Source organism: Erwinia sp. MYb416 (assembly GCF_037479575.1).
GTDB lineage: Bacteria > Pseudomonadota > Gammaproteobacteria > Enterobacterales > Enterobacteriaceae > Erwinia > Erwinia rhapontici.
The window spans coordinates 203,230-228,104 of record NZ_JBBGYT010000349.1; the positions used below are offsets into that span (position 1 = coordinate 203,230).

Consider the following 24,875-nt stretch of genomic DNA (forward strand, 5'->3'; position numbering starts at 1 on the left):
GCCTCCCGTTTACTGTATTCTGTTTTCACCCCCCCCCCCCTTTCCTGATCCTCCCTCAATCAACTGGATTGCCTTGCAGAGTCTGTTTGCTGCGAGGTGGCCATATAGCAGGAGTTTGTCGTATGAACGTGAATAAATCCGGGTTGAACATCATTGACCAGATTAGAATTAAACTGCGCCTGTCCGGCGGGAATGTAGTGAGCAGGGAAGAGATGCTTATGCTTCTGCTGCGAAGAGGTGAGCAGGGATTAACTACAGACGAATTAAAATGTCGACGGGAGCGAGGTGTCATATGCATTACCCCTGAATGCCGCGCACTACCGGGTCTGGCGGTGATGCCAGCAGCTTATGAGCTGGCGACTATGTTGAAAGGCAATGCGCCCAGTTTTACGGCCGTCTTCGGAGCGCTCGGCAGCGGTGTAACCATCTTCATGAACCAGGTATCGCAAATATTGCGAAACAGTAATGCTGATATCACCCTTTTCGACGCGGGGCCGAACGCTGTCAACATCCATCAAGGTATGTCCTGTTTTGAACAGGGAGGTAAGGCGCTTGTGGCAGTGAGCGCCGACACCTATGACGAAGCGGTAAAACAGATTTCCTTTTATTCCAGTACATCATGGCTGAATAGCCGTGAGTTTAAAATGCTGGCGCAGCACCACCGCTTAGAAACGGTAAGCACCGCTACTGAGCTGCAATGATTTACGGACAACACGTTTCCTGCCTCCCGTTTACTGAATTTTGAACCGACCCCCTGACTGATAATTCATCGCGTTCTGTCCTGCGGTGGAGTGACCGTGCCTGCTTTACCTCCTGTGATATGACGCCTCCTCGCCCTGACGGATAACCCGTCCGGACTGCGGCGGGCGTTGCGTCTTTGATAACCTTCTTCCGTAAGGATTTTTATGCTGCAGATTAACGGTGCGGTACGTACCCTGATTGCCTGGTTCACCCTGTTCTTTGTCTGGAGTGCCTTCGTACTCTGGTTCCACGGTATTACACTGATAAAATTCATCATGAGCACAAGCTCGCTCTTTACTTACGACCTTGCCATTCACTCCGCAGAAAATCTTCCCCAGTCTGGCGTTCCCGTCCTTTTGCTGACGCTGACCGTACTGGCCGCCGGGGCGGTTCTGGCCAGCACCACGCTTGTCATTGCCGACGTGCTGGCGCTCTGTCGCCAGGACATCGCCCGTGCGGCGGAACACAAGCCGGAATGACGGCACCCTGACCTTTACGCTTCTTCCGTTCTGACCGGGCTGCGACCTGCCCATCTCCCCCTTTAATGATGACGCCCTGCCTGCACCCTCACGGGAGCGGGCTGCGCCTGCGCGTTTGCCGGAGTCTTTCATGAGTTTCACCCCTAAAAATCTCACCCAGGGCGGTCAGATGACGGCCTACCGCCTGCGCATGTTCGCGCAGGTTAACCAGTGGATCTTCAACTGGATCCTGCTGCTGTTCGTTCTGATGACGGGCCTTATCTTCTGGGGCATCACGCCGGACGATACGCTGCGTAACGGCTTCTGGCACTGGACGGGGCGGATGTTCTACAGTCTGGTCCCGCTGATGAACCCCTCCAGTCCGGCGACCTGGGACATTCTGTATCACTGCGGCGACGGCACGGAGCTGTGTAAGGCAAAGCTGACCCTGGCGCAGGTGATTGCGGACCCGTGGATGCGGGAGATGGGGGCGAACCTGTGGGTGAACCTGAAGGTGTGCGCCACCGGCAGCGCCGTTTTCTGCAGCGCTCTGTTCTGTCTCATCGCCTGGTACGTTGGCCGCATCGGCAGGAAGGAGAGCGAGGACGAGTACATCTCCGGAATGACCCTGACCGAGGACGTCCCCAGCGTGAACCGCATGCTGAAGAAAATGGGAGAAAAGTCGGATCTGCAGATTGGCGGCCTGCACATGGTGAAGCACGCGGAGGTGATGAACTTTCTCATCCACGGCACCATCGGCGTGGGCAAGTCCACGCTGATACGCTGGCTGCTGGACTACATCCGTAAGCGCGGTGATCGCGCCATCATCTGGGACTCCGGCGGCACCTTCACCGAAACCCACTATGACGAGCGGCGCGACGTGGTGATGAACCCGCACGATGAACGCTGCCCGAACTGGGTGCTGTGGCGCGAATGTACCAGCCCGGTGGACTACGACAACCTGACCGAGGGGCTGATGCCGGAAGAGGGAGAGTCGGACCCGTTCTGGGTGTCGTCGGCGCGCACCATCACGGCTGATACCGCGATGCGCATGGCCTCCGACCCCGACCGCAGCATAGAAAAGTTCCTCACCACGCTGATGTCGATGGGGCTGAAGGACCTGCGGGCATACCTCAAGAATCTGCCGTCGGCCAACCTGGTCGAGGAGAAAATCGAAAAAACCGCCATCTCCATCCGCTCCGTCGTCACCAACTACGCCAAGTCGCTGCGCTACCTGCAGGGCCTTGACCGGGACGGTCGTCCTGAGTTCAGCATCCGCGAGTGGATGACCGACGAGAAGTACGACAGCAGCTGGATGTTTATCTCCACGTCTGCACGTCACCGATCCGCCGTCCGCCCGCTTATCTCGATGTGGCTGTCGCTGGCCACGCTGTATTTACAGAGCATGGGAGAGAATTCTGACCGCCGCGTATGGTTCATCCTGGACGAACTGGCCGCGCTGCAGAAAATTCCGGCGCTGGCCGGCACGCTGGCCGAGGCCCGCAAGTTCGGCGGCTGCTTTGTCATCGGCATTCAGAACATCCCGCAGCTGATCACCATTTACGGGCAGCAAATGGCTAAAACCATCTTTGACCTGCTGAACACCCGCGCCTACGGACGTAATCCAAGCGCCGAAGTGGCAAAAATCGTGGAGGAAGACCTGGGATCGCAGCGCCGTCGCGAAGCGCGTGAGCAGAACAGCTACGGTCTGGACCAGGTGCGTGACGGGGTCTCCATCAGCAAGGACAAGGTACGGGAGCCGGTGGTGGACTATGAGCAGATTATGCGCCTGTTCAACCTCAACTTTTACGTACGCCTGCCCGGGGAGTTCCCGGTGGTGAAGCTGAAGCTGAAGTACCGCCAGCAGCGTAAGTATCACCCCGCCCTGATGGAACGCAACATCCGCGACACGTTAAGCCCGCAGCTGGAACAGATGATCACGCAGAACGAACGGGGGGCGCGGGCTGCCGGCATCTCGTTCCTGACGGGCGACGAAATTCTGGAACAGCCGGAACAGAAAAAGGGCGCAACAACGGCAGAGACAGGGACTTCTTTTGACGTTCCTGTCTCTGCCCCTGAAAAAACGGTGGCGCAACCCGACCCCGGGAAGGTCGTCCGGGCCGCAGCTGAAGCGGACAAAACGCCTGCCGTGCCGGAAACCCCGGCCTCTGCGCTGGCACCGGTGCTGACGCTGGTTCCCCGGGCGAAGACCGAAGTGCTCTCTGAGAAGAACACCGACGTTAAGCCGGGTGTGGAAACAAAACCGGCAGCGCCGGCGGTCAGCGTTGCGGAAAAGCCCGTGACGCCACCGCTTCCTGCAGCTCCGGCTGTCCCTGCGGTGACAGCCGCTGCCGGCACCCGGAAAAACCCTGCCACTCCGGCACCCCTCACCGCGATCGACTACCTCAACCTCCACCGTCGCAGGAAATCTGAGGCAGATGCACAGGACGCTGATGAGGCGTCCGCTCAGGGCGGAGGCGACGCGCCGGAACTGGTGATGGAGGCCGAAATTGATGCTGACGGCACGCTCAACCTGCGCACGGCGGGTGCGGAGAAAGCCGGACAGCCCGGTGAAAAAAGTGACGGCAACCGGAATGCCTCTCAGGCCAACCGGTCGATGGCAGACGACGAAAAAAACATCCTTCACCACCACTCTGCAGACGACTGGGAAGCCTACAGCGCCATGCAGCATGAAAACCATGAACCCGGAGACTTTGAACGATGATGACCGTGGCGCCCGTGGCGTCGGCCGCAGGTGCGGCTGACTACTACAGCAGCAAAGATAACTACTATTTTCTCGGTGACCTCGAAAGCCAGTGGCTGGGCGAGGGCGCGAAGCAGCTGGGCCTGGAAGGCCCGGTTGACCTCGATGCGTTCACCGACCTTCTGCACGGCCGCCTGCCAAACGGCGTTGAACTGGGCAAAGAGGTGCAGGGCAATCACGTACACCGTCCCGGGCACGACCTGACCTTTTCGGCACCCAAAAGCGTGTCGCTCCTGATCCTCGCCGGCGGCGACCGCCGCCTGCTTGAGGCGCACCATGAGGCGGTAAAAGAAACGCTGGCCATCATTGAGCAGAACGTTTCCGCACGGCACACGAAGGACGGCGTGACCTCCATCGTTCCCACCGGAAAAATGGTGGCGGCGCTGTTCACACACGACACCTCGCGCAACCTTGATCCGCAGATCCACACCCACGCCGTGCTGGCCAACGTGACGGAGCTGGAGGGAAGCTGGAAGGCGCTGGCCACCGACTACGTTCACGGAGCCGGCTTTATCGAGACCATCTACCGCCATCAGACCACGTTCGGGAAAATCTACCGCAACCAGCTCAAGGATCGCGTGGAAGGGATGGGGTTTGAAACGGCGCTGACGGGCGATCCGCACGGCATGTGGGAAATCAAGGGTATTCCCGACACGGTGCTCGAGGCATTCTCCACCCGCCACCATGAGGTGACCAGCGCGGTGGGCGAAGATGCCTCTCTGAAAAGCCGCGACGTGGCGGCCCTGGACACCCGCCAGGCGAAACGCGCCCCGGAATTTTATGAGCCGGGTGAACCCGGACCGCGTCAGGCATCTGAAGCGACCCGGGACGACGATCGGCGGATTCTCGTGCCCACCGACTTTCTGACGGCAGAAGAACGCACTGAGCCTGTGAAGAACGAACCTGCCGGGGCAGGCGAACCGAACCGCCCCGCCCGTGAGCCGGCAACGGACGTCCCTGAGCGTGAGGTGCCGGTGGGGGGCGATGCGGACAAAACACCGTCCAGACCGGTCACTGAAGCTGCTCCCACAGAACAGGCGCAGGAAATGACCCCGGGCGAACGGACCGAGGCCGGACGTCGCCGGCTGCTGGAGCGCTGGAACAGCCAGATCCACGGGCTGGGCTTTGATCTTAAAGAATTCCAGGCGTCAGTTCAGGCCCCGCCGGTGCGTGAGCAGTCAGAGCCTGTGGCCGCCGATGCGCTGCAGTCGGTGCGTGAAGCTATCTCGGTTCTGAGCGACTCGCGCACGCGGTTCACCTACGGTGACCTGCTGATGACTGCCCATGAAACCGGCCCCGGCGTGAAGGACACCCCGGCGTTGCGCAGTGCGATTGATGAAGCTATCCGCGACAACCAGCTGGTGCCGCTCGACCGTGAAAAAGGGGTGTTTACCTCCCGTATCCACCTGCTCGATGAACTCTCCGTGCAGCAGCTGGCGGGCGGGCTGGTGAAGGACGGCCGGGTTGTTGATTTTCGCACGACCGGGAAAGAGGTTCCGGCGCGTCTGGCCGGTATCGAACATGCGCCCGTGGCCATCCTGAATGCCCCTGCGTCAGTCGGCCTGCTGCGGGAAGTGGCGGAGGATCTGGTGACAATGTCACTTGAACGCGGGCGTGAAGTGCAGGTGCTGACCAGCTCGGCCGAACGCCGGCTGACGATGGCCAAATCACCGCAGCTACAGGACAGGCTGCTGTCACGCAGCGGTATTAAGGACGCAACGTTTTCACTGGTCCCCCACAGCACGCTGATCGTGGAGGGGGCGGAGCGGCTTGGCCTGAAGGAGATGCTGGTCCTGACCGGTGAGGCCCATGAGAAACAGGTGCAGCTGCTGTTTCTGGACAGCGCCGGGCGTCAGGCCAACGGCAGCGCGATTTCAGTGCTGGAGTCGGCGGGCGTTGAGCGCCATGCGCTGACTGAGCCTGCACCGGGTATGGAAGCGCGCGTGATCAGCATCAGCGACAAGCGCGAACGCTACCGGGCGCTGGCCGAACGCTTTGCCGACCTCAGCGGTCCGGACACGCCGGTCACCGCCGTGGTGGTGGGGCTGCGCGAGCAGAAGCAGCTGACCGGAATTATCCGCGATGCCCTGCAGAACGCCGGCAAGCTGGACAGGGACGGCATTACGGTTGAGTCCCGCACGCCGGTCTACCTGGACAGCAAAACGCGCAAACTGGCCGGGTCGTATCGCGCGGGAATGGTGCTGGAAGATCGTACTGAGAAGAATGAAACGAAGCACTACACCATCGACCAGGTCCATCCCGACACCCGCATGCTCTCCCTGGTGGACGGAGATGGCGTGCTGTCCCGCGTGAAAATGAGTGCCCTGACGGGCGACTGGCGGGCCTTCACCACGGAGGACATCAGCGTGGCGAAAGGCGAACAGCTGTTTGCCCTGGCGGGCGATAAGGGCAACGGCCTGAAAGCCCGCGACCGTATGACGGTCACCGCGATCGGTGACGGCAAACTCACCGTGGTGCGCGAGGGAAGCAGCCGGGCCATCACCCTCCAGGCGGGGCAACCGCTGTACGTTACCCACGGCTGGGTGGCCGCCCCCGGCAGCCGGGACAATGAAAAGGGCATCGTGCTGGCCAGCCTGAACAGCAGGGAGCTGAACGCCGGCACGCTGAATGCGCTGGCCCAGTCCGGTGACCAGGCGGAAATCTTCACCGGAGAGGCGCAGAACCGCGCAGAGGATCGGCTGTCACGCATGCGTCCGGGCAGTTCGCCGCTGACGCTGGTGCAAAAGGCCAGCGGAGAGGCGACCCCTGACGGCGGCATCAGGGCGCTCAACGATGCCCTGATGAATGATGCACAGAAAGCGGTGAGCCGGGCGGTTGAGCAGATGTCACAGGTGGCCTTTACGCGAACCAGTCTGCTGAAGGCGGCGATGACGTTTAACGACGCAGTGCCTGCGCTGAGTGAGGAAATTACCCGCCAGGTGAAGAACGGCGACCTGCTGGCCATCCGGGGCGGCAGCGATGCCACCTATTTGGCCAGAGCGACCTGGGAAATGGAGAAGTCCATCCTGCGGGATATCAGCGACGGGAAAGGGGCGGTTGTCCCGCTCCTCAGCCTGGTGGACCCGTCGGTGCTGGCCGGACTGACCGCCGGACAGCAGTCGGCCACGCGCATGGTGCTGGAAAGCGATGACCGTTTTACCCTGGTCCAGGGGTATGCGGGTACGGGGAAAACCACGCAGTTCCGGGCGGTGAAGTCAGCCACGGAGACGCTGCCTGAAGACCAGCGGCCTGTGATCATTGGCCTGGCGCCCACGCACCGCGCGGTGAAAGAGATGCGTGATGCGGGCATTGAGGCGCAGACGATGAAATCGTTCGTGCTGGACTGGCAGCAGCGGACGGCGGCAGGCGAAGATGTCCGGTTCGGCAACACGCTGTTCCTCATCGATGAGGCCTCGATGCTGGGTAACCAGGACACCGCTGCCGCTTACCGTGCTATCACCGCCGGTGACGGCCGGGCGGTGACGGTCGGAGACATCGCACAGCTGACGTCGCCGGAAAGCGGCGAAGCATTCCGGCTGCAGCAGGAGCGCAGCCCGGCTGACGTGGCCATCATGAAGGAGATTGTTCGCCAGCGTAATGAAGACCTGAAGTCAGCGGTCTACAGCGTTATCGATAACCGGGCGGCCACGGCGCTGGAACAAATCAACCGCGTCAGTCCCGACGTCGTGATGCGTGAGGACGGCGCGACTGCCCCAGCGCATTCAGTGATGGAGAGTAAAACTCCGGTGGAGGGGATTGTTAATGACTGGGTCAGCCGGACGCCGGAGGCCCGGGAGAAAACCCTGATCATCACCCAGCTGAACGCCGACCGTCAGGCCGTTAACGCCGGTATTCACGAGGCGCTTGCGCAGCGCGGGGAGCTGGGCAGTCTGGAGGTCACCGTTCCGGTGCTGGCCCGTATCGGCGGTGGCCGTCACGATTTCAGCCGTATTGCCGACTGGAAAGCGGGACAGGTGGTGCTGGAAAACGACCGTTACCTGACGGTGATGGCCGTCGACCGGGGGACAGATAAGGTCATCCTGCGCGATGAGGACGGACGCACGCGCTGGTTTTCGCCGGCAGAGCTGAACGCCACCGGAATTGAAGTTTTTGAGCGTCAGTCGCTCGGGGTGCGGGAGGGGGACAGCCTGCGGTTTAACAAAACGCAGAAGGCGGCGGGACACAGCGCGCATGAACAGTATCGCGTTGAAAAAGTCGGGGCCGACGGCACCCTGACCCTGCGCAACGCCACGGAGGTGAAAACCCTGCGCCCGGAGGACACGCTGGCCGATCGCCATATCGACTACGCCTGGGCGGTAACCGGATACGGCGCTCAGGGTGCCAGCAGCGACTACGTTATTGCACTGGAGGGTACGGAAGGTTCACGTGAGCGTATGAGCGGGATGCGGGCGTTCTACATCAGCGTGTCGCGTGCGAAAGAGCACGTTCAGATCTGGACGGACGGCGTAAATGACTGGCTGAAGACGCTGAAGCAGGGGGGTGGTGACCTCAAAACTGCCCATGACGCGCTGGCACCGGAAAAGGAACGGCAGCAGGCAAAAGGTATCTGGGCAATGGGGCAGCCGCTGCGTAAAACGGCAGCCGGGCGTACCTGGGCAAAAGCCGAAGGGCTGACGCAGGGGGCGCTGACGGCGCGCATTATTCCGTCAACCCGGCGTTATCCTGAGCTGCATCTTGCCGTACCGGTGTATGACGGTAACGGCAAAACGGCGGGGCTGGCCATGCAGCCTCTAAACACGAAGGGTGACGTTAAGCTGACCGGGGAGGTGAGGATGGTGACGACGGAACGCGCACAGGGTGCGGTGGTGCAGCTCAGCCGCAACGGGGAAACCCGGGTGGTGGCCACGCTGCAGGAGGCGCTGACGGTGGCCCGGGATAATCCGAAATCCGGGGTGGTCTGGCAGACGGGGGATGAGGCACCTTCTGCGCAGATGCTGAAGATGAGCAAGGGGCAGGTGCCTCAGCCGGACCGCACGGCGGAGATGCAGGCGCTGGTCCGGATGGTGGCATCAGAGCTTGAACACAGTGACAGGCTGCCTGATGTTGCGCCGCCGCGCGATGAGACGCGTGACCGACCTGATGAAGCCCTTCTCCGGCAGGTGCGCGCGGAAATTGAAGCGGGGTCTGATATTCCGGTCCTTCGTGAGAAACCCGATCTGGCAGAACAGCTCAAGACGGCTCTCAGCCAGGTGAAACTCGCCGGGACTGATGCAGAGAACGTCGCGGCAGCTGTGCCGAAGTCGGTCATTCGTGAGATGCAGGACGAGCTGCAGCAGACGCTCAGGCCGCCTGAAAAGCAGCCGGATCTCAGCGTCAGCCGGCAGGTGCTCGACGCGGCTGCACGCGATCTCGACCGCCGCCAGGAAATCACCCTGCCGCCGGGCGGGGAACGGGGACGGGAAATGGAGCACGGGGAACTTAACCATGACGGGCAGCGTCATATCCAGAAGGAACGATAACCTGCTGAAGATAAGAGATAAATGACGAGAGAAGACTGGCTTTACCGGCTCAGACGCTGCCAGAGCGCCGACACGCTGGAGAAGGTGGCAGAGCACCAGAACCACACCCTGACCGGCGACGCGCTTTACCTGTTTAACGCGGCCGCCGACCACCGGCGGGCAGAACTGTTCGCCGGACGATTGTTTGACAAAATACCCAAATCACTGTGGCGCCACGTGCGCTGAGGAAACCCCTTTGAAACAGACCTTACTGAAGGTGGCCATGACGGCCGCCCTGCTGTGCTGCGCCGCGTCTGCGGGTGCGGAGACACACGCTGACCCCGTTACGAAAGACGGTTTTACCCCCCAACAGCAGGCGGACATTGGCAAAATTGCCGGTGATTACCTGCTTGCCCACCCGGAAATCCTGCTGCAGGTCAGCCAGAAGCTACAGGCGCAGCAGGCCGACAGGCTGTCGCTCTCGATGCGCACGGCGGCGGTGAAGCTGCAGGGGGCGCTGACAACGGATCCGGACGTACCCTCCGTCGGTCCGGTGGATGCACGCGTGGCGGTCATTGAGTTCTTCGATTATCAGTGCGTGTACTGCAGCCGGATGGCACCGGTGGTTGAACAGGTGATGAAAGCCCGCCCTGACGTGAAGTATATCTTTAAAGACTGGCCAATCTTTGCCGGTCGCTGGGAAACGTCGAAAACGGCGGCAGAGCGCGGGCTACAGGTCTGGAAGCAGAAGGGGGCGCAGGCCTACATGGCGTATCACAACGGCATTTACGCCACGGGTCACGACGAAGGCAAACTCACGCAGGCTGACATTGACCAGGTCAGCACCGCCGCCGGCTTCGCTCCCTCAGATCCAGTAACGGTGTCTGCGCAGGTGATTACGGAACGCAACGACGGACTGGCGCAGGCCATCGGGCTCACCGGGACGCCCGGCTTTATCATCATGCCACTGTCCGGGGCCACGACGGAGAACACGACCGTGCTGGGCGGTGCCGTTCCGGTGCAGCAGCTGCAGGCCGCCATCGATCGCGCGTCCGGTAAACCCTGACCCCATCCTGCCCCTACCGGGCGGACTGTTCGTTCCTCGCTTCGCTGCGGTACGCCTCAGCCCGTCCGGCCCGGTCAGGGCCGTAAACGAGAACATACATGATGAAGAGAGTTCAAACTCTGTGCGCGGCGCTCGTCAGCGCGTCGCTGTTACTGAGCGCTGCGCCGGTGATGGCAGCGCCGTCGGTGAGCGTGGGTTTTTCCCCCGAAGGCAGCGCGGAGCAGCTGGTCCTCAGCACGATTAATGACGCCCGGGAGAGCATCCGGCTGATGGGATACTCGTTCACGGCACCCGAAGTCGTGAAAGCCCTGATGGCAGCAAAGCGCCGGGGCGTAGATGTGAAGGTGGTGCTCGATGCAAAAGGCAACGATAACCGTTCCGGTCAGGCAGCGATGGCGTTACTGGACAGTGCGGGTATTCCGGTAAGGACGGTGAGCGCTTTCAGAATCATGCATGACAAGACGATCGTTACCGACGGGCGCAATGTGGAAACGGGCAGCTATAACTTCAGTAGGTCGGCAGCCCGGAATAACTCTGAGAACGCGCTGCTGCTGAAAGACATGCCTTCGGTTGCACAACAGTACCTTGTGCACTGGCAGAGTCGCTGGGACATGGGAACCGACTGGTCTCCCGCAAATTAACCTCTCAAAACTCCACTCTTACTTTACTGACGTAACGGGCGCGCCAACGCCGGTCACGCCGTTGTATAAAGTAAGTCGCTGATTTCAGGAAGTTGTAGTATTCTCAGACGATGATCCATTTTTTATTATGGGGAGGCTGAGATGTCGCACGTTGAAAATGCTGATTCTTCCTCATCGAAAGTTAAGCGTTCATACCGAAAAGGTAATCCGGTGCCAGCCAAAGAACGGCAGAAGGCATCCCTTGAGCGGCGCAGCGAAACTCATCGGGCTTTACACGCGGTGATTTCAAACGTGCAGAAAGAAAAGCTTGAGGCTTTAGCATCTGAAGATGGTGTAACGCAGGCTCAGATGTTAGAGACGATCATTGAAAACGAGTTTAAACGCAGAAACGACGAAACGTAAATATTTGCATTCTTTAGAGTTCGGATGGTAGATTACCGATCGTTAAAGATATTTTGGTGGGCCACGCCGCAAGGTGGCAGGGAACAGGGTCTGAAGAGAAGTTTACCGGAACCTGAAAAAGCAAAAACCCCGATAATCTTCCTCGGTTTGGCGACTAAGGAGAAGACTAACGGGGCCCACTAAAACTGTATAGAGTTTGTTGCTCTATGCAGGGAGTATATGTTCATGGCTTTTAAAGGTCAACTCCCCCCGCGCAACATAAGTGCCGGGAGCTGTGTCTGAGCACATTTTTACGATTTCTCCGACCGGGGCAGCTACAGCACCGGCGGGTGCATACCGTACTTCCCGTCGCGGCGAGTCCAATCGTCAGCGCAAAGGGCAAGCCAAAACGCACCGCAATCACCAGCCTCAGTTTAATGAAAAAACCCCGCGCGGCATGGCGTCCAAAGTGGTGGCCTGCATCCGTGGCCACGACTGGTGTCGTAACGCCGATCTGACCGAGCTGCGCCGTCAGGGTTACACCCCTTACTCGCGGATGTTTGATAAAACGTTCCGCCCGAAACCCATGCGTATCACCCCCCGTTCAGAGAGCCGCGAGGCCCTGACCGCACTTTCCCTGGTGCTGGCCGCCAACTGCGACTACAGCCCTGACAGTGAATACATGTTTGAAGTGATGCTTCCGGTCGAAGACATGGCGCGTCGGATGGGCGTTCTTCACTTCTATGAGAGCGGCCGCAAGGCGTATGACGTCCTGCTCAACGCTCTGCGCGTGCTTGAGCAGCTTGACTACGTCGTCGTACACCGTGACCGCGACACGGACTCTGGCCAGAACAAGCCGATGCGCATCTTCCTCACCGAAAACTTCTTTGCCTCGCGGGGCATGACGCTCGAAAACGTGCGCCAGTACCTGCACAAATACCGCCAGTGGGCGGTAGCCTCGGGCGTTGCGCAGTCCATGCGCGAGAAGTACGAACGTCACCAGCTGAAAATGGCCCGCTTGGGCATCAACATCGATGGCCATCACTCCCTGAAAAACCGCCTGAAGCAGATAAAGCGCTGGGTTGTCAGCCCTGAGCTGCGCGCCGAGAAGCAGCGAGTTGTATCCGAACTCGAACGCACGCTTGACGGACATGCCGGCACGCTGCGGCAGCTGCGCCCGCGTAACGGTACCGACCGATATCAGAGCGCCTGGCGTCGTTATGCGGCCAGCGGTGCGCTGACGATGGCAATGCAGATGACGCTGGAAAAGGGCATTAAGGCAGAGTTTCCGCAGCTGAACGTGACCGATGCCGAGAAGTATTACCGTCTGCTGCTGGAGCGCGCCGGCGTCACCCTCTGATACACACCCTCTTCAAATAACCGCGCCCGTCGCGGTGTCTGTGCTGGCGCTGAACGGTCATTCCCGCGCCCGGCAGGCCCGCGCACGCCTGAAATTCGTCCCCGACCGCATTCGTGGCCACGCTTCCCGTCGTTAAACGGCCACCGCCGGCAGCAAAGTACAGTAAGCATTCAGTTAACTTCGAACAGTTGCCAGCAGCACGACCGTGTGAGTCATTAACTTCGAAAAGTACTGACGGGATATCGTTAATTCCGAACGTTACTTCTGAACAAAACATGCTTTCTAAAGAAAGAGTACCCTGAGCCTGCTTCGCATGGCTTAGGGGTAGCTCCCTTCACTTCGTTCAGGGCATATTCCTGCGTCATTAAAGAAGCGACAGTTTCGCACGATCATCTTCAGGAGTAGCTCCCCGGCAGGCCGGGGCAGAAGCAGTCAAAAGTATTAGTTACAACACTCAATGCTTGAGCAGGTAATGTCAGTGCAAACCTCAACAGCGCACACACACCGGGCATCCGGGTCGCCACTGCAAAGCCCAGCCGCCCCGGGCCGGCGGCCCGGAACTGTGTGGCTTTAAAAATGGGTGTTGTAACTAAGAGCCGAGTTGCTGTGAGAGGTCTCGCTTCAGGTTCTGAGTACACGCCCGTAAGCGGTCCTGACGGCCCGCTAACGCGGAGATACGCCCGGTCTTCGACCGGACCACTCCGACGGCGCAAACAGGCTTCTTCATGGCGGTGAACGGGTCTGGCTTTTCAGGGCGGTGGGTGGGATTGGTGGAACCTATCAGTGCAGGGCGGCTGCGCCGCGCTACCGGCGACACTTACCCACAGAGTTCCATAAGACTGCATCTGTCGCCTTCATGCGCTGAAGCGCATCAGTGACGGTCACTATTCGCCGTGTTTTGGGGTTCTGTGCCGGAACCGCCGAAATTTCCGGCGTAGCGAATTAGTCTATTTTTTGAGCTCATCAGTTCTGCCCCGACTGCGGAGCCTCCAGTGTTATCTACTTGCCTGAACGTCAAAAGGGGGTTTGTTTGTGGTACAAATGTGACTACAGCAGTTATGATGGATTTTTATCGATGGCGCCCTGTGACTGCGGTGGGTATAAGATTGAAGGGGAGTGCAGGGAATGCGAACGGTAAAAATAATCTGGAAGATATAATGACGAAAGCCCACCAAAGGTGGGCTTTCAAAAGCGGTTTGCCTATAGTGCGTAACGACTAGAACCAGTTAAGGGGAAGAAGGTTACGCAGGCTGACGGAAGCTAATTTACACCCCCGTAACTTGCGTGTCAACCGGATCGCCCGTCAGGAAAGGAAGAACATGCCACAGAACGCTAACTATGCCTCCATCCTACCTCTTATCACCACACCGAGGTTGAATCACTTCATCACCACTTTTCGCCCGGTAAAGAACTGCGAAGTTTACGGGGTCTACATCTGGACACAGCACGCCGCCAGCTCGATCTACCCGTTACTGCAGAATCTGGAGATCACGTTACGTAACAGTATTGATCGGGAAGCCACGCTGCGGTTTGGCCAGAAATGGTGGGACAATCCGGCTTTACACTGTCGAGGCCGGAAGCAAAGTACAATGTTCTACAAGAAAATAACCGCCGCCATCGACAAGCTGAACCAGGATTGGGAACAGGAAGAACGACAAAAGGGCAACCGTAACCTTGGCAATCCCCCAGTCTGGTCGCATGACCAGATCATCGCCGCCACCGATTTCAGCGCCTGGCATTTCATTCTTAAAGATGACTTTGCGGCGCCAACCGGTCGTAATTCGGGCAATCATCAGAACTTTCTGTGGCCGCAGTCTTTTGGGCGCTGTTTCAAGAACTACGCGACGTTTTCGCGCAGTAGCGGAGATGCACGTCAGAAACTGCAAAACCGACTCATTGAGCTGAGAAAATACCGTAATCGGTTGTTCCATCATCAGCCTATCTGGGTGAAAGCCCCGAATGTGACGGATGCCGCTACAGCGATTGACACTATCCGGGTGAAAATAAAACGTATCGCGCAGGTTATTAATGCCATCGATCCGGATGTCGAAAATATCATGGCCATTACCGGCCTGTTTTCACATGCTCTACGCATTTGCTCCGTGCAGGAACTGGGGATCTACACGTTCTCACGCGCCCCCCGACCGCTGACACGTAGGCAAAAGCGCAGTCTGCGCAATGTGATTTCGGCCGGCTCCCAGGAACTTTCCCAAACCTTCGAGTACGGGAATAAACTCTATAGCTTGCACCCGGCCCGGTAAAATCGGTGTTTTCCATATCAGAGTGTGCAAAACAGTCAGACAGAGCAAGCTACAAACTTAGGTAATAAAGAATGATATTTACACCGCTAGAGCTAAAAATTTTCAACCAGCTTTTTGAAGATTCAAATAATGCAGGCTATGTATTGGATTTTACAAACAAAACGATGCGTGAGTTTTTTGAATCTGAGTTGTCCATCGATATAGACAACGACATCTATCGGAAAGATGGAGACTCCAAAATAAAGAGATTACGCTGCCTGTTAAAACAAGCAGACAGGGAAACCGTTCTAAGGGTTGTCACCCGACTCTGGGAATACCGAAAATCCATTCCTGACGGTGTGATCACCGCCCAGGATGATGCTGCCTATGGCAGATTCGTTACCAAAATACAGGGGGCCGACAGTCTGGCGGCATCTGGTATTACACCTATCTTAATTGTGCCCACCGGTATCGATAATGATTATTTTCTTAAAGGCTTGGAGGCTCTCCATAACCAACAACCTCACCAACGTGGGCACAGCTTTGAATTATGGCTTAACGAACTATTTACCGCTTTCTATTTATCACCTAAAGGCGCATTCAGACTGAAGGGCGAACAAATAGACGGCAGTTTTCTGTTGAATAACGAAACCTATCTTGTCGAAGCAAAATGGCATAGCACAAAAACAGGAAATGCAGATCTACATGCATTTCATGGGAAATTGGATCAGAAAATATCATGGGCTCGTGGCGTATTCATCAGCTGGGCAGGGTTTACCCGAAGTGGCCTGGATGCCTGGGGAAGAGGAAAGAAGGTCATCTGTGTCAGCGGTTATGATCTGGTTCTGATGCTAAAAAACAACATCAGTTTCAGGATGTTGATGGAAGAAAAAATCCGACGGGCAGCCGAAACGGGAAATTTATACGTCAAGATTGACGAAATTTACCCGAATATCAGCAAGTAACAGGGTTAGGTAGAAAGTATCATTCCCGCGCGAGGTGTGAATCTCATCGGTAAATCTGGGTCAGGCCCTTCTGGCTGCAGTTAGTTATTGGACCTGCCAAGCGGACTGCCATACCAACCAGATTGACCGTAAATGGGGTTGCACGCCGGAACCGCGAATTTTCCGTAACGCATAATTTTGGCATTCGGTCGCCTGTACGTAAGACCGTCGTCAACCGGACAGCAAAGAAATAGCTGTTTGGAGCGGAAAATCACTGATTACAACGTCTCACATAGCTGGTACGGATAAATTCTCAATCACGACACCATAAACGTACACGTCTGCACATACCAAACATGCCTCAAAAATCGACTAATTCGTAATGCCGGAAATTTCGGCGGTTCCGGCACAGAACCCCTGTTTTCATTGTTCTCAAAATCAGGTCCACGAGTCAGCGTCTGTTCTGTCTCCGTGAGTTTGATGTCAAGTCGGGGCCACTGGAAGGGGGCCGCTTGGAAAACGGAAAACATCCTACGCTGAGCCTGTTTTTTAAGCAGGCATGACGGTCCGCTTTGTGCCAGGAGCGGAAGTTGCTAACAATATTCTGCGTTGAAAAATGGGAAAAGAGCTACGAGATACCGCTGCTACGAACTAGTGGTGCACCAGTAAATGCTGGCTTATGATTGAATTCACATACAGTAGGTAAACTACAGGATACGGAGAACAAAAATGAAAGGTTCTGAGTGGAACAAATGGGATTTGCATATCCACAGTCCAATGACTTGGTTAGCTAACAAATTTACAGAACCTAAAGATATTCAAGGTTTTGTTAAAAAGTTGGGTGAGTCGGGGGTTTCTCTTATTGGGCTAACAAATTATTTTTTCTTTGCAGATAATGAAATAGAAATTATACGCGAAGAAATAAAAAAGCAGAATTTGCATATAACTGTGTTGCCAAATATTGAACTCAGAGTTTCCCAACAAAATAAAAAAGGTGAATGGATCAATATCCACCTCATTTTTTCAGAATCTATTCCCACTGAGAGAATTAATGAAGCACTTTCAACTCTACCTATAGCTACAACTTCAGTTAGCGGAAAAAAAGTTTTTTGCAGTCAGAAGAGCCTAGAGCAACATGGAAAAGATATCGCTTCTATCACTGTAGATTATAGCGCCGTGTGCCAACATATGAACTCGCAGTTCGCTTTTTTCAGCGAAATGGTTCTCGCGGTTTGCCCTAACGGTTATGGTGGTTTCCGTGCCGGTACGGAAGGACGTTCTCATGAAATCGCCACAGAATTTGATAAAGACGGACATATTGTACTTGACGGTTCTGAAATGAAAGGGGCTCTTAACTCGCGGGATTATTTCTTAAACACTGGACGCTATGCTGGAGCTGTCGCTATGCCGGTGTTTCGGTGTTCCGACGCACATGATATGGATAAGATTGGTACCATGTTTAGCTGGGTGAAGGCAAAGCCAACTTTTGAGGGCCTGCGCCAGACACTAATTGAACCTGCAGCTAGGCTAGAACTTGATGAAAACTGGCTTCATCAGCGAACGGTAAAGGTACACTTCAGCAACATTGAGATCGAAGGCAAAATCTTTGATGGACAATCAATCAAATTTAAAAAGCTTTCCATACCACTGAGTGAAGATATGATTGCCATTATCGGTGGTCGGGGAACAGGTAAAAGTCTGATCTTGGACGGCCTACAGTCGCGTTTAACCCCATCACGCCCCGGAAATGTCCGCTCGCGCTTGGTGTCTCCTGAACGTCTCTGCGTTCAGTTGAATAAGACTGATGGAGAGATACAAGAATTCGATGGGCAAGATAACTCCTACAGTTATCTTCACGTCTCACAAGGAGAAATAAAAGATTTGTGTCAGGAGCCAGAAAAAATCAGTGATGAAATAAAGAAAATGCTCCGCCTTCCGCCGCAATCCTTCCCTGTTCAACTCAGAAATGATCTGGATACTAACCTGAGTGAGTTTCGTACTTTTTTTGAGTTCTTCAACATGAAGAATGAAAAAGGCATCAGAATTAATAGGCCTGAATATCACATTGCAAGGATAGCCGATACACAGAAACACATTGATACTCTGACCAGTGAGAAAAACCGTGAGCTAATAAAAATATTTCAAGATAACGCAAAATGTATTTCAGAAATTAATGCACAATTAACATGGATGAGAAATTTCCTAATTCAATTAAAAGAAAAAGAAAGCGAGTTGAATGACCAGATTGATTTAATTAATGCTAAAGGTACTGATGAGATTACGGTTCCCCATGTAGATTTTGAGAACCAAAGGAAAGTTATTGATAAAAAAATAGAACTAGCAAACATAGACTCAGAAGCTAAAAATTTAAAAAACAAAGAAATCATAGGCAAATTTCGACAACTGGGTATTGAACAAGATATATCTGGTCTCCTTGACAAAGTTTCGGAATACCAACAGATAATTAATAGTGCTGAACAGCAACGAAATGAGTCTCAGCGGAGGATTGAACTGGCTAGAAAAAATACGGCTAACAGAAAAGAGTTGGCCGAGGGGGTTTTAAACCACATACAGCAGGAGAAGAAAACAGTAGATACGGCCTTTTCTTCTCTATCTGAAACTAAAGAACACTACACAAAGTCACAGCAGGCTCTTGTCATTGATATTCTACAAGATATCGGGATCTACGGCGAGGTGGTCTTTGATCGCGAGGCATTTTATACCGGGGCCTTGAAATGTATGAACGGAGGAAAGTTCCGTTCATCACGAGAAGGAGAATCATCGGTTGATAAGCTTGCAGCCATCTTTAATGTCAACTCCGTCGAAGATTATGACCGTTTGGTTAAAGGTGAAAGTATTCTTTCTATTCCAGACGATAAACAGAGAATGAGTAATATTTCATTGGGTGATCTGTTATGGAAACAAGAGTATTTCAATAGTGCTGGACCGCACGAACTCTTGTCTCATCTGTTTAGCTTGGATAAAATTTCCGCCTATCTCAGTGTTAAGGCTAAATTTACATATAAAGGTAAGACGGTCGAGAAGTTATCCGCTGGTCAGCGAGGCACATTTTATGTCTGTCTGAAGCTTGCGACTGATCCGTTTGGTTCACCTTTTGTATTCGATCAGCCGGAAGATGACCTTGATAACGACTTTATCATGCATCATCTAGTGCCGCTATTCCGTAAAATAAAACAGTATCGCCAAGTCATCATCGTTACTCACAATGCGAATCTTGTGGTGAACTGTGATGCCGAGCAGGTCCTAGTCGCAAGCAATAATGATGAAGTGATTAGCTACCGCTGTGGTGCGCTGGAAGACGGTGAACATGCTCATGGCAACACCATGCGTAAGGCCATATGCGACGTACTAGAAGGTGGGCATGTCGCATTTGAGCAGCGTGAGCGTAAATATGGCCTACTAAGACCAGCACTTTAATATTCTGAGGTGTGGGCAACGAAGTATGTCCGCACCTCGCTCTAAGCGGACATTCCGGCGGGACGGGGGAAGCTGCGTGCAGGCCATGAACCCGTCACCGCCTTCCAGAAGCCGCAGCAGGAGGTTATCCGTCCTGCTCTGCCATATCCTCCATACGCTTTCATCTGTTAAACCCCGCAGATCCGAAAACCGCAAGTGCCGGCTCTTAAAGTTGGAATAGCAGCTGACTATCCCGAACAATGGAATCGCATTAAATGATGTAGAATCATCGCTGTTTGAACTTCGTCCACGGTGTGGGCCTTGAGAAGGAATTTAAATGCGCGGATTATTCTTTCGTAACCTCAGCCGGGCGCTGAGCGCAGAAATCAGAAGTAAGCTCAAAAAAAATTCTGAGCACAGGGATCTTAGATGGAACCGTTTTGAACGCGCTATTGCCTGGTGTTCTACACATTATGTGCAGGCTATGGTACTTCTGTGGGGAGCAGCCATAAGTGCTCTGGTTGTTGCCCTTTGCTTCCGCTCTCCGTTTAAGCACTTCGCAGCAAGCTACCTGAAGGGTATAAAAGACTTGCCAGCCTGGCAGTCAGGGCTGCTTGGCGGGCAGCTGACGATTATCGGCATCGTTTTTCCACTGGTGGTTGGGCTGATAAGCGTTATCTTTCAGAAAAAATCTACCCGTGAACATATTCAGGCTGCCTACCAGCTTTATTCCGGGTACATGTTTTCAGGTCTTAGCGGGCTTTCCCTTTCCGCGTTTATTCTCATCGGCGGTTTGCTCTCAGCGATCGGTGACTCTTACTTAAACAAAGCATTTTCGGTGGTTGCGTTCTTCTGGATGACCCTGAACATCGCCCTTTCAGTCTGGTTCTTCATACAAAGTCTGAATGTGCTGGACGACGGAAAACGTAGCAGGATTATGCTTAAGTATTTTCATTCACGCGCTGTTATGCAGTACGTAGAAAATTCTTTCAGGGGGAAATGGCTGATATATCCTGGTGACGAGGTTAGAGATCTAAAAGTCGATGGGGTTGAAATAATGCCCTACGCAACCGGTCTGGATGAAAAGGAATACGACCTTATTTCAATAAAGTTGAAAGATGGTGAGATGATAAGCGATATATATACATGGCCGCTTAAGTTTCTTTTGAAAATGTTAAAGCCCTCAGGATGTGGGGACGCATATCTTTATTTAATGCCGTCAGGTTCAATAAAAAACGAACATATCACCATCTTAGCATCGCAGAACGTATATTATTCTTATCCATGGGCGTTTTTCTTCCGTTTCTGTTTCAGAAAGAAAAAAAAGGTGGAGCCGATAAGATATTCTGCCTTTACAAGTGAATTTTTTGGTGAAGTTTATGATGCGCTTGAGGATAAAAACCTCGGCGCATTTGAAGGAGCTGTGGACAGGCTCAGCATAACCTATACACGGCTTAAAAGAAGCTTCCGCTATGACAACGGCAATTATCTTGATGAGTGCAGCGGAGGCGGGTGGCTGCACACGTTCAGCCGTTCATTTCATTATGATTTAGTACGCTTGGGGTGGGAAGCCGTCAAAACAACTGAAACTACCTCCCTGTATTTCAGCCGGATTCTGCGTGTGCCATGGCTCCTGTTTGACCGTTCTTTTGAGGAGACAGCGGACGTCAGTTTAAGTATCGAAACAGAAGTGGAACTATGGGACTGCCTTATCGGTTGGAAGAAGGGTGCTGCTTCAGAGTTAACTGTAAGCCAGGAGCAGCGCCACCGTGAAATGATTGCGGCTTTCATTGGATCACACGAAAGCTGGATGATGTCACTGCGTATACAACGTAAAAAAGGCCTTACCTTGCGAACATACAGGAAATGTCTTATAACCCATCTCCTCTGTGCCCCGCATATAATTCTTTCTGCAGTCAGCAGTGACGATACATTTGCTACCGACCACGCCACGGATCATCTGAACCTGTGGTTCAGCCAGTCCCAGCAGAAGCGTGACTGGCAGGCCGAACATCACTGGCATAGCGTTTTAATGACGCCGAATTTACTGGACTCTCAGGCAACAGATGATTCATGGGCGAATCTTCTGGACGGTCACAGTTACGATGAAGAAGCTGCCATGGCCGTGGCTTACCGTAACGCCGTCACCGATCTTCGCCTGCTTACTGCCGGGTACATCATTGCTCATCTGAAGCCCGGTAAAAACGTCAGACTGACGGACGTCGCTATGCGACTTTTGAATAATTCCATCGTATACCCGGCGGGTTCACACGATGCCATGACGCATAACATCCGCAGCATGTCTGACGTCATCGACATCATCCTCCGGCTTGAAAGCGGCAATTATGGTAACCAAGGGTCTTGGTATGACACCCTGTCTGAACTAACAGAGCGCCTGAGCGGCAGAAAAGAGCAGTTTACTATTCCCGGTCGCGTCTATTCCGGCGTTTATTTCGACCTTCGAAGCCTGTACCCCTATTTTGCGGAGCTGGCATTAACCCTTTCCCCTGAAACCAGTACATTAAGCCACAGTATCCTGAGAGCTGCTGAGGCAGCCTCATTCTCCTCAGGCGCCAGTACGCAGCTGCTTTATCAGCTCACCAGGCTTAAAATGGATGCCTCTGTTGCCTATTCGGGATATTTAATCGACCCGTCTGAGTACCCTCCACGCGCGACAGCTTTTAACGAAATTATCGATGCATACGTTAATGAAATTAATAGCATCATAAGGAAAAAAATTACTGAAACCTTAGTATCCAGTTCCCGTCTCAGGGCTGTCGATAATGAGCTGACAAGTGCATGGGGAAGCGTCATGCAATCAGACGCCATTTTGTCCCTTTTCGAGATTTATCATAATGCATCTCTCTATAATAGCGGGTTTACGCTGAAAGGCAGGGTTAATATCAATAAAGAAATGCTAATGGGGGATACTGAAAATAATGTCAATTTCCTGATGCCGGTTGAAGTGATAAAGAGGTCATTCATAAACCACGTTATTGATGAAATGAAAAAGGATGTAGTCGAAAACTTATATGAGTTAAATAATGTCAGTGATGTGATTCGACAGGTAGGAGAGTTGGCATCGGATGGCCAAGAGTATATTCTTATTCTTTCCGGAGAATTATACGGTGACGGAATGCAGCAGTTGAAAATGGACGCGATACGTCCGCCCGCGCTTAATCAGACGCCTGTCAGTGATAACTTCAGCCTGTATCCGGTTAAAAACTGTATTGTTTATGCTGCCAGCCGGGAAGGCCCGGATTTCGCCATGCTCGTCCGCCGGGATTACTTCAGCCGCCTTGGTATTTATCGCTATCCTGACGGCACGATTTTCACCACGTTATGGATTGAGAGCAATGGTGACAGGCTCACTGGACAGCTCATGTCGGTAAGTGATGTCAGGGTAGACTTCACCGGTAACGTCATTGCGCGTTTCAGCCCGGCTTAACGATTCGGACAGTTGCTTCTGAAGTATCATGCAGGTAAGCGGAAAAGATTCTTACCTGCATGATTTACCTTTTCTACAGTGTAATCGTCATAAATTCTCCTCTCCTGATCAAGTGCCTTTTTTTCCCACTCTCTTCACCATATTCACTCTGAATCCATTTGTTAAATCCCGCAGATCCGGAAACTGATAAACCCGGATCTTGGTTCAAACTCAGCCATGGTTGGCATCGATGGGCTGACGCAGAGGAGCACAATATGCCCGGGAACAGAGAGGATGGGTAAGGGTGAGCGTCAGATATGTGCCAAATGCGAACATTGCCTATATCGTGCCAATTGGATTATGTGGAGCTGAATAGTATGGTCGTGTACATATTGTGATTTTGATCAACTAAAATACTATATGTTGTATTTTTTGAGCCAAAATGGATCTAAAATTAAATTTCACACTACTGGAGGGCATTAAATGGGTAAAAACCAGCACGTGGTTCCTCATAACGGTGAGTGGGCAGTAAAAGGGGCAGGTAATATAAAAGCGACCTCGATACATGACACACAGCAGCAAGCTATCGATGCAGCTCGTGCTATTACACAAAATCAAGGTAGTGAATTAATAATTCATGGAAGAGATGGTCAAATTCGTGAAAAAGATTCGCACGGTAAAGATAAATACCCCCCCAAAGGATAGCCCAAACCTATACTAAAAAGAGCTGATCGGCTCTTTTTTTATTATATATTTCAGTTATTTAAATTAAATTAAATTAAGAGGTGTTCTCGTTGGGCTTTTACGCGTCTGCTTTTCGCTCAGAGCAGACATTCCGGCAGGACGGGGCAGCTGCGTGTAGACCGTGAACCCGTCACCGGCGCTTCAGAAACGACAGCGGGGGGTTATCCTTCCTGGTCTCGCAAATCCTCCTCACGCTTTCATCTGTTAAATCCCGCGGATCCGCTTTTAATTTAACATAACTAGTATTATATGAACTGGCTATGTAACGGCTAAATTCAGATGTCCGCCTCTGGCTATATTGAGATGTCCGCTTTATCGTCCTTTTTCCAGGGTTTCCCGGCTGAGGACGCAACTGATGACGGCTTACGGTTCGGAGTGCTTTACGATGAATGAAGTTAACCGCCTCAAGATCCTCCAGGACGTCATTGATGGCAGGCTCACCACTTCGCTTGCATCACAACGACTTGGCCTTACGGATCGCCACTGCCGGCGTCTGCTTGCGCGGTATCGCGAGTCCGGACCGCTGGCACTGGCGAACCGCCGCCGTGGATTGCGCGGTAATCGGCAGCTTGTTCCTGGCCTTGCTGAACTTGGGGTTCGAGGTCCAATGATGTAAAAAACCACGCTAACAGGTTAATTCATTGTTTGTATTGAAATTTAACGGCCTTAACTCGCCCTTCAAAATATCTTCTGGTAACGAAAACGTATAATGCCCCAGCATATTTATATGGCCATGTATCAGCGGCGATAATCTTACCAGGTGCTCCTCCTCAGGAGTTTCCCCCGATTTGCGAAGATGTGACAACGCCTCCTGCATGTAAAGTGTATTCCACAGCACAACCGCATTGGTCACCAGGCCCAGAGCACCCAGTTGATCTTCCTGACCTTCACGGTAGCGTTTTCTAATCTCACCACGTTGTCCGTAGCAAATAGCTCGAGCCACTGCATGGCGTCCTTCTCCCCGGTTGAGCTGAGTGAGTATCCGACGCCGGTAATCCTCATCATCGATATAGTTGAGAAGATACAAAGTCTTGTTCACCCGGCCCACTTCCATAATCGCCTGAGCCAGACCAGATGGTCGGCTACTTCTCAACAGTGAACGAATAAGCTCTGATGCATGGATGGTCCCAAGCTTCAGTGAACCCGCCATTCGCATCATTTCATCCCATTGGGATTCTATTTTTGAAAGTTCAACACATCCTCGGGCCAGCTCATTCAGGGCACCATAATGGG

Annotated in this window: 15 protein-coding genes and 1 pseudogene; 15 read left to right on the top strand and 1 reads right to left on the bottom strand. The window is 53.8% G+C overall.

Translation table 11 applies throughout. The annotated features are described in order from the left end of the window. Window positions 1-122 precede the first annotated feature (122 nt). From WH277_RS05110 to WH277_RS05180, 15 genes and pseudogenes are all read left to right on the top strand, one after another. Window positions 123-701 carry a hypothetical protein gene (locus WH277_RS05110; RefSeq protein ID WP_339504774.1) on the top strand — a complete coding sequence of 193 codons (579 nt, stop codon included), beginning with the start codon at window positions 123-125 and terminating at the stop codon, window positions 699-701. A gap of 204 nt (window positions 702-905) precedes the next feature. Then, window positions 906-1,220, top strand: coding sequence for a hypothetical protein (locus tag WH277_RS05115; protein ID WP_339504777.1), 315 nt, complete (start codon window positions 906-908; stop codon window positions 1,218-1,220). A gap of 130 nt (window positions 1,221-1,350) precedes the next feature. Then, window positions 1,351-3,924, top strand: a complete 2,574-nt coding sequence (traD, locus tag WH277_RS05120; protein ID WP_339504779.1) for a type IV conjugative transfer system coupling protein TraD — start codon at window positions 1,351-1,353, stop codon at window positions 3,922-3,924. Beyond that, a complete protein-coding gene (gene mobF, locus WH277_RS05125) occupies window positions 3,921-9,443 on the top strand; it encodes a MobF family relaxase (RefSeq protein WP_339504782.1) in 5,523 nt (1,840 codons plus the stop codon). The genes traD and mobF overlap by 4 nt, the downstream gene beginning before the upstream one ends. Window positions 9,444-9,464: 21 nt before the next feature. After that, complete coding sequence (locus tag WH277_RS05130) at window positions 9,465-9,668, top strand: Hha/YmoA family nucleoid-associated regulatory protein (protein WP_339504785.1); 204 nt, start codon at window positions 9,465-9,467, stop codon at window positions 9,666-9,668. 37 nt (window positions 9,669-9,705) lie between these two features. After that, a complete protein-coding gene (locus WH277_RS05135) occupies window positions 9,706-10,488 on the top strand; it encodes a DsbA family protein (RefSeq protein WP_339504809.1) in 783 nt (260 codons plus the stop codon). A 101-nt stretch (window positions 10,489-10,589) separates the two neighbouring features. Beyond that, complete coding sequence (locus tag WH277_RS05140; protein WP_339504811.1) at window positions 10,590-11,129, top strand: phospholipase D family nuclease; 540 nt, start codon at window positions 10,590-10,592, stop codon at window positions 11,127-11,129. Window positions 11,130-11,270: 141 nt separating this feature from the next. After that, a complete protein-coding gene (gene repA, locus WH277_RS05145) occupies window positions 11,271-11,531 on the top strand; it encodes a replication regulatory protein RepA (protein WP_339504786.1) in 261 nt (86 codons plus the stop codon). A gap of 274 nt (window positions 11,532-11,805) precedes the next feature. Then, complete coding sequence (locus WH277_RS05150; RefSeq protein WP_339504787.1) at window positions 11,806-12,870, top strand: Replication protein; 1,065 nt, start codon at window positions 11,806-11,808, stop codon at window positions 12,868-12,870. A 1,319-nt stretch (window positions 12,871-14,189) separates the two neighbouring features. Next, window positions 14,190-15,131, top strand: coding sequence for an Abi family protein (locus WH277_RS05155; protein ID WP_339504788.1), 942 nt, complete (start codon window positions 14,190-14,192; stop codon window positions 15,129-15,131). 71 nt (window positions 15,132-15,202) lie between these two features. Beyond that, entirely contained in the window at window positions 15,203-16,075 is an 873-nt protein-coding gene (locus tag WH277_RS05160; RefSeq protein ID WP_339504790.1) for a restriction endonuclease, read from the top strand. A 708-nt stretch (window positions 16,076-16,783) separates the two neighbouring features. After that, window positions 16,784-19,492, top strand: coding sequence for a TrlF family AAA-like ATPase (locus WH277_RS05165; RefSeq protein WP_339504791.1), 2,709 nt, complete (start codon window positions 16,784-16,786; stop codon window positions 19,490-19,492). Between the two features lie 316 nt (window positions 19,493-19,808). Next, window positions 19,809-22,919, top strand: a complete 3,111-nt coding sequence (locus WH277_RS05170; RefSeq protein ID WP_339504792.1) for a hypothetical protein — start codon at window positions 19,809-19,811, stop codon at window positions 22,917-22,919. A gap of 462 nt (window positions 22,920-23,381) precedes the next feature. After that, a complete protein-coding gene (locus WH277_RS05175) occupies window positions 23,382-23,603 on the top strand; it encodes a DUF2188 domain-containing protein (RefSeq protein WP_339504793.1) in 222 nt (73 codons plus the stop codon). A gap of 394 nt (window positions 23,604-23,997) precedes the next feature. After that, window positions 23,998-24,231, top strand: a pseudogene (locus WH277_RS05180) (helix-turn-helix domain-containing protein); the annotation flags it as partial. 36 nt (window positions 24,232-24,267) lie between these two features. Here WH277_RS05180 and WH277_RS05185 read toward each other — a convergent pair. Further along, window positions 24,268-24,875: Tn3 family transposase (locus WH277_RS05185; protein ID WP_339504794.1), on the bottom strand; the 608-nt coding region annotated here is incomplete at its 5' end.

Bases quoted from the DNA above. Each gene is read 5' to 3' on its own strand.
- WH277_RS05140 (WP_339504811.1), top strand. From the start codon at position 10,590: ATGAAGAGAGTTCAAACTCTGTGCGCGGCGCTCGTCAGCGCGTCGCTG.
- WH277_RS05175 (WP_339504793.1), top strand. From the start codon at position 23,382: ATGGGTAAAAACCAGCACGTGGTTCCTCATAACGGTGAGTGGGCAGTA.
- repA (WP_339504786.1), top strand. From the start codon at position 11,271: ATGTCGCACGTTGAAAATGCTGATTCTTCCTCATCGAAAGTTAAGCGT.
- WH277_RS05165 (WP_339504791.1), top strand. From the start codon at position 16,784: ATGAAAGGTTCTGAGTGGAACAAATGGGATTTGCATATCCACAGTCCA.
- WH277_RS05155 (WP_339504788.1), top strand. From the start codon at position 14,190: ATGCCACAGAACGCTAACTATGCCTCCATCCTACCTCTTATCACCACA.
- WH277_RS05135 (WP_339504809.1), top strand. From the start codon at position 9,706: ATGACGGCCGCCCTGCTGTGCTGCGCCGCGTCTGCGGGTGCGGAGACA.
- WH277_RS05170 (WP_339504792.1), top strand. From the start codon at position 19,809: ATGCGCGGATTATTCTTTCGTAACCTCAGCCGGGCGCTGAGCGCAGAA.
- mobF (WP_339504782.1), top strand. From the start codon at position 3,921: ATGATGACCGTGGCGCCCGTGGCGTCGGCCGCAGGTGCGGCTGACTAC.
- WH277_RS05130 (WP_339504785.1), top strand. From the start codon at position 9,465: ATGACGAGAGAAGACTGGCTTTACCGGCTCAGACGCTGCCAGAGCGCC.
- WH277_RS05110 (WP_339504774.1), top strand. From the start codon at position 123: ATGAACGTGAATAAATCCGGGTTGAACATCATTGACCAGATTAGAATT.
- WH277_RS05115 (WP_339504777.1), top strand. From the start codon at position 906: ATGCTGCAGATTAACGGTGCGGTACGTACCCTGATTGCCTGGTTCACC.
- WH277_RS05160 (WP_339504790.1), top strand. From the start codon at position 15,203: ATGATATTTACACCGCTAGAGCTAAAAATTTTCAACCAGCTTTTTGAA.
- traD (WP_339504779.1), top strand. From the start codon at position 1,351: ATGAGTTTCACCCCTAAAAATCTCACCCAGGGCGGTCAGATGACGGCC.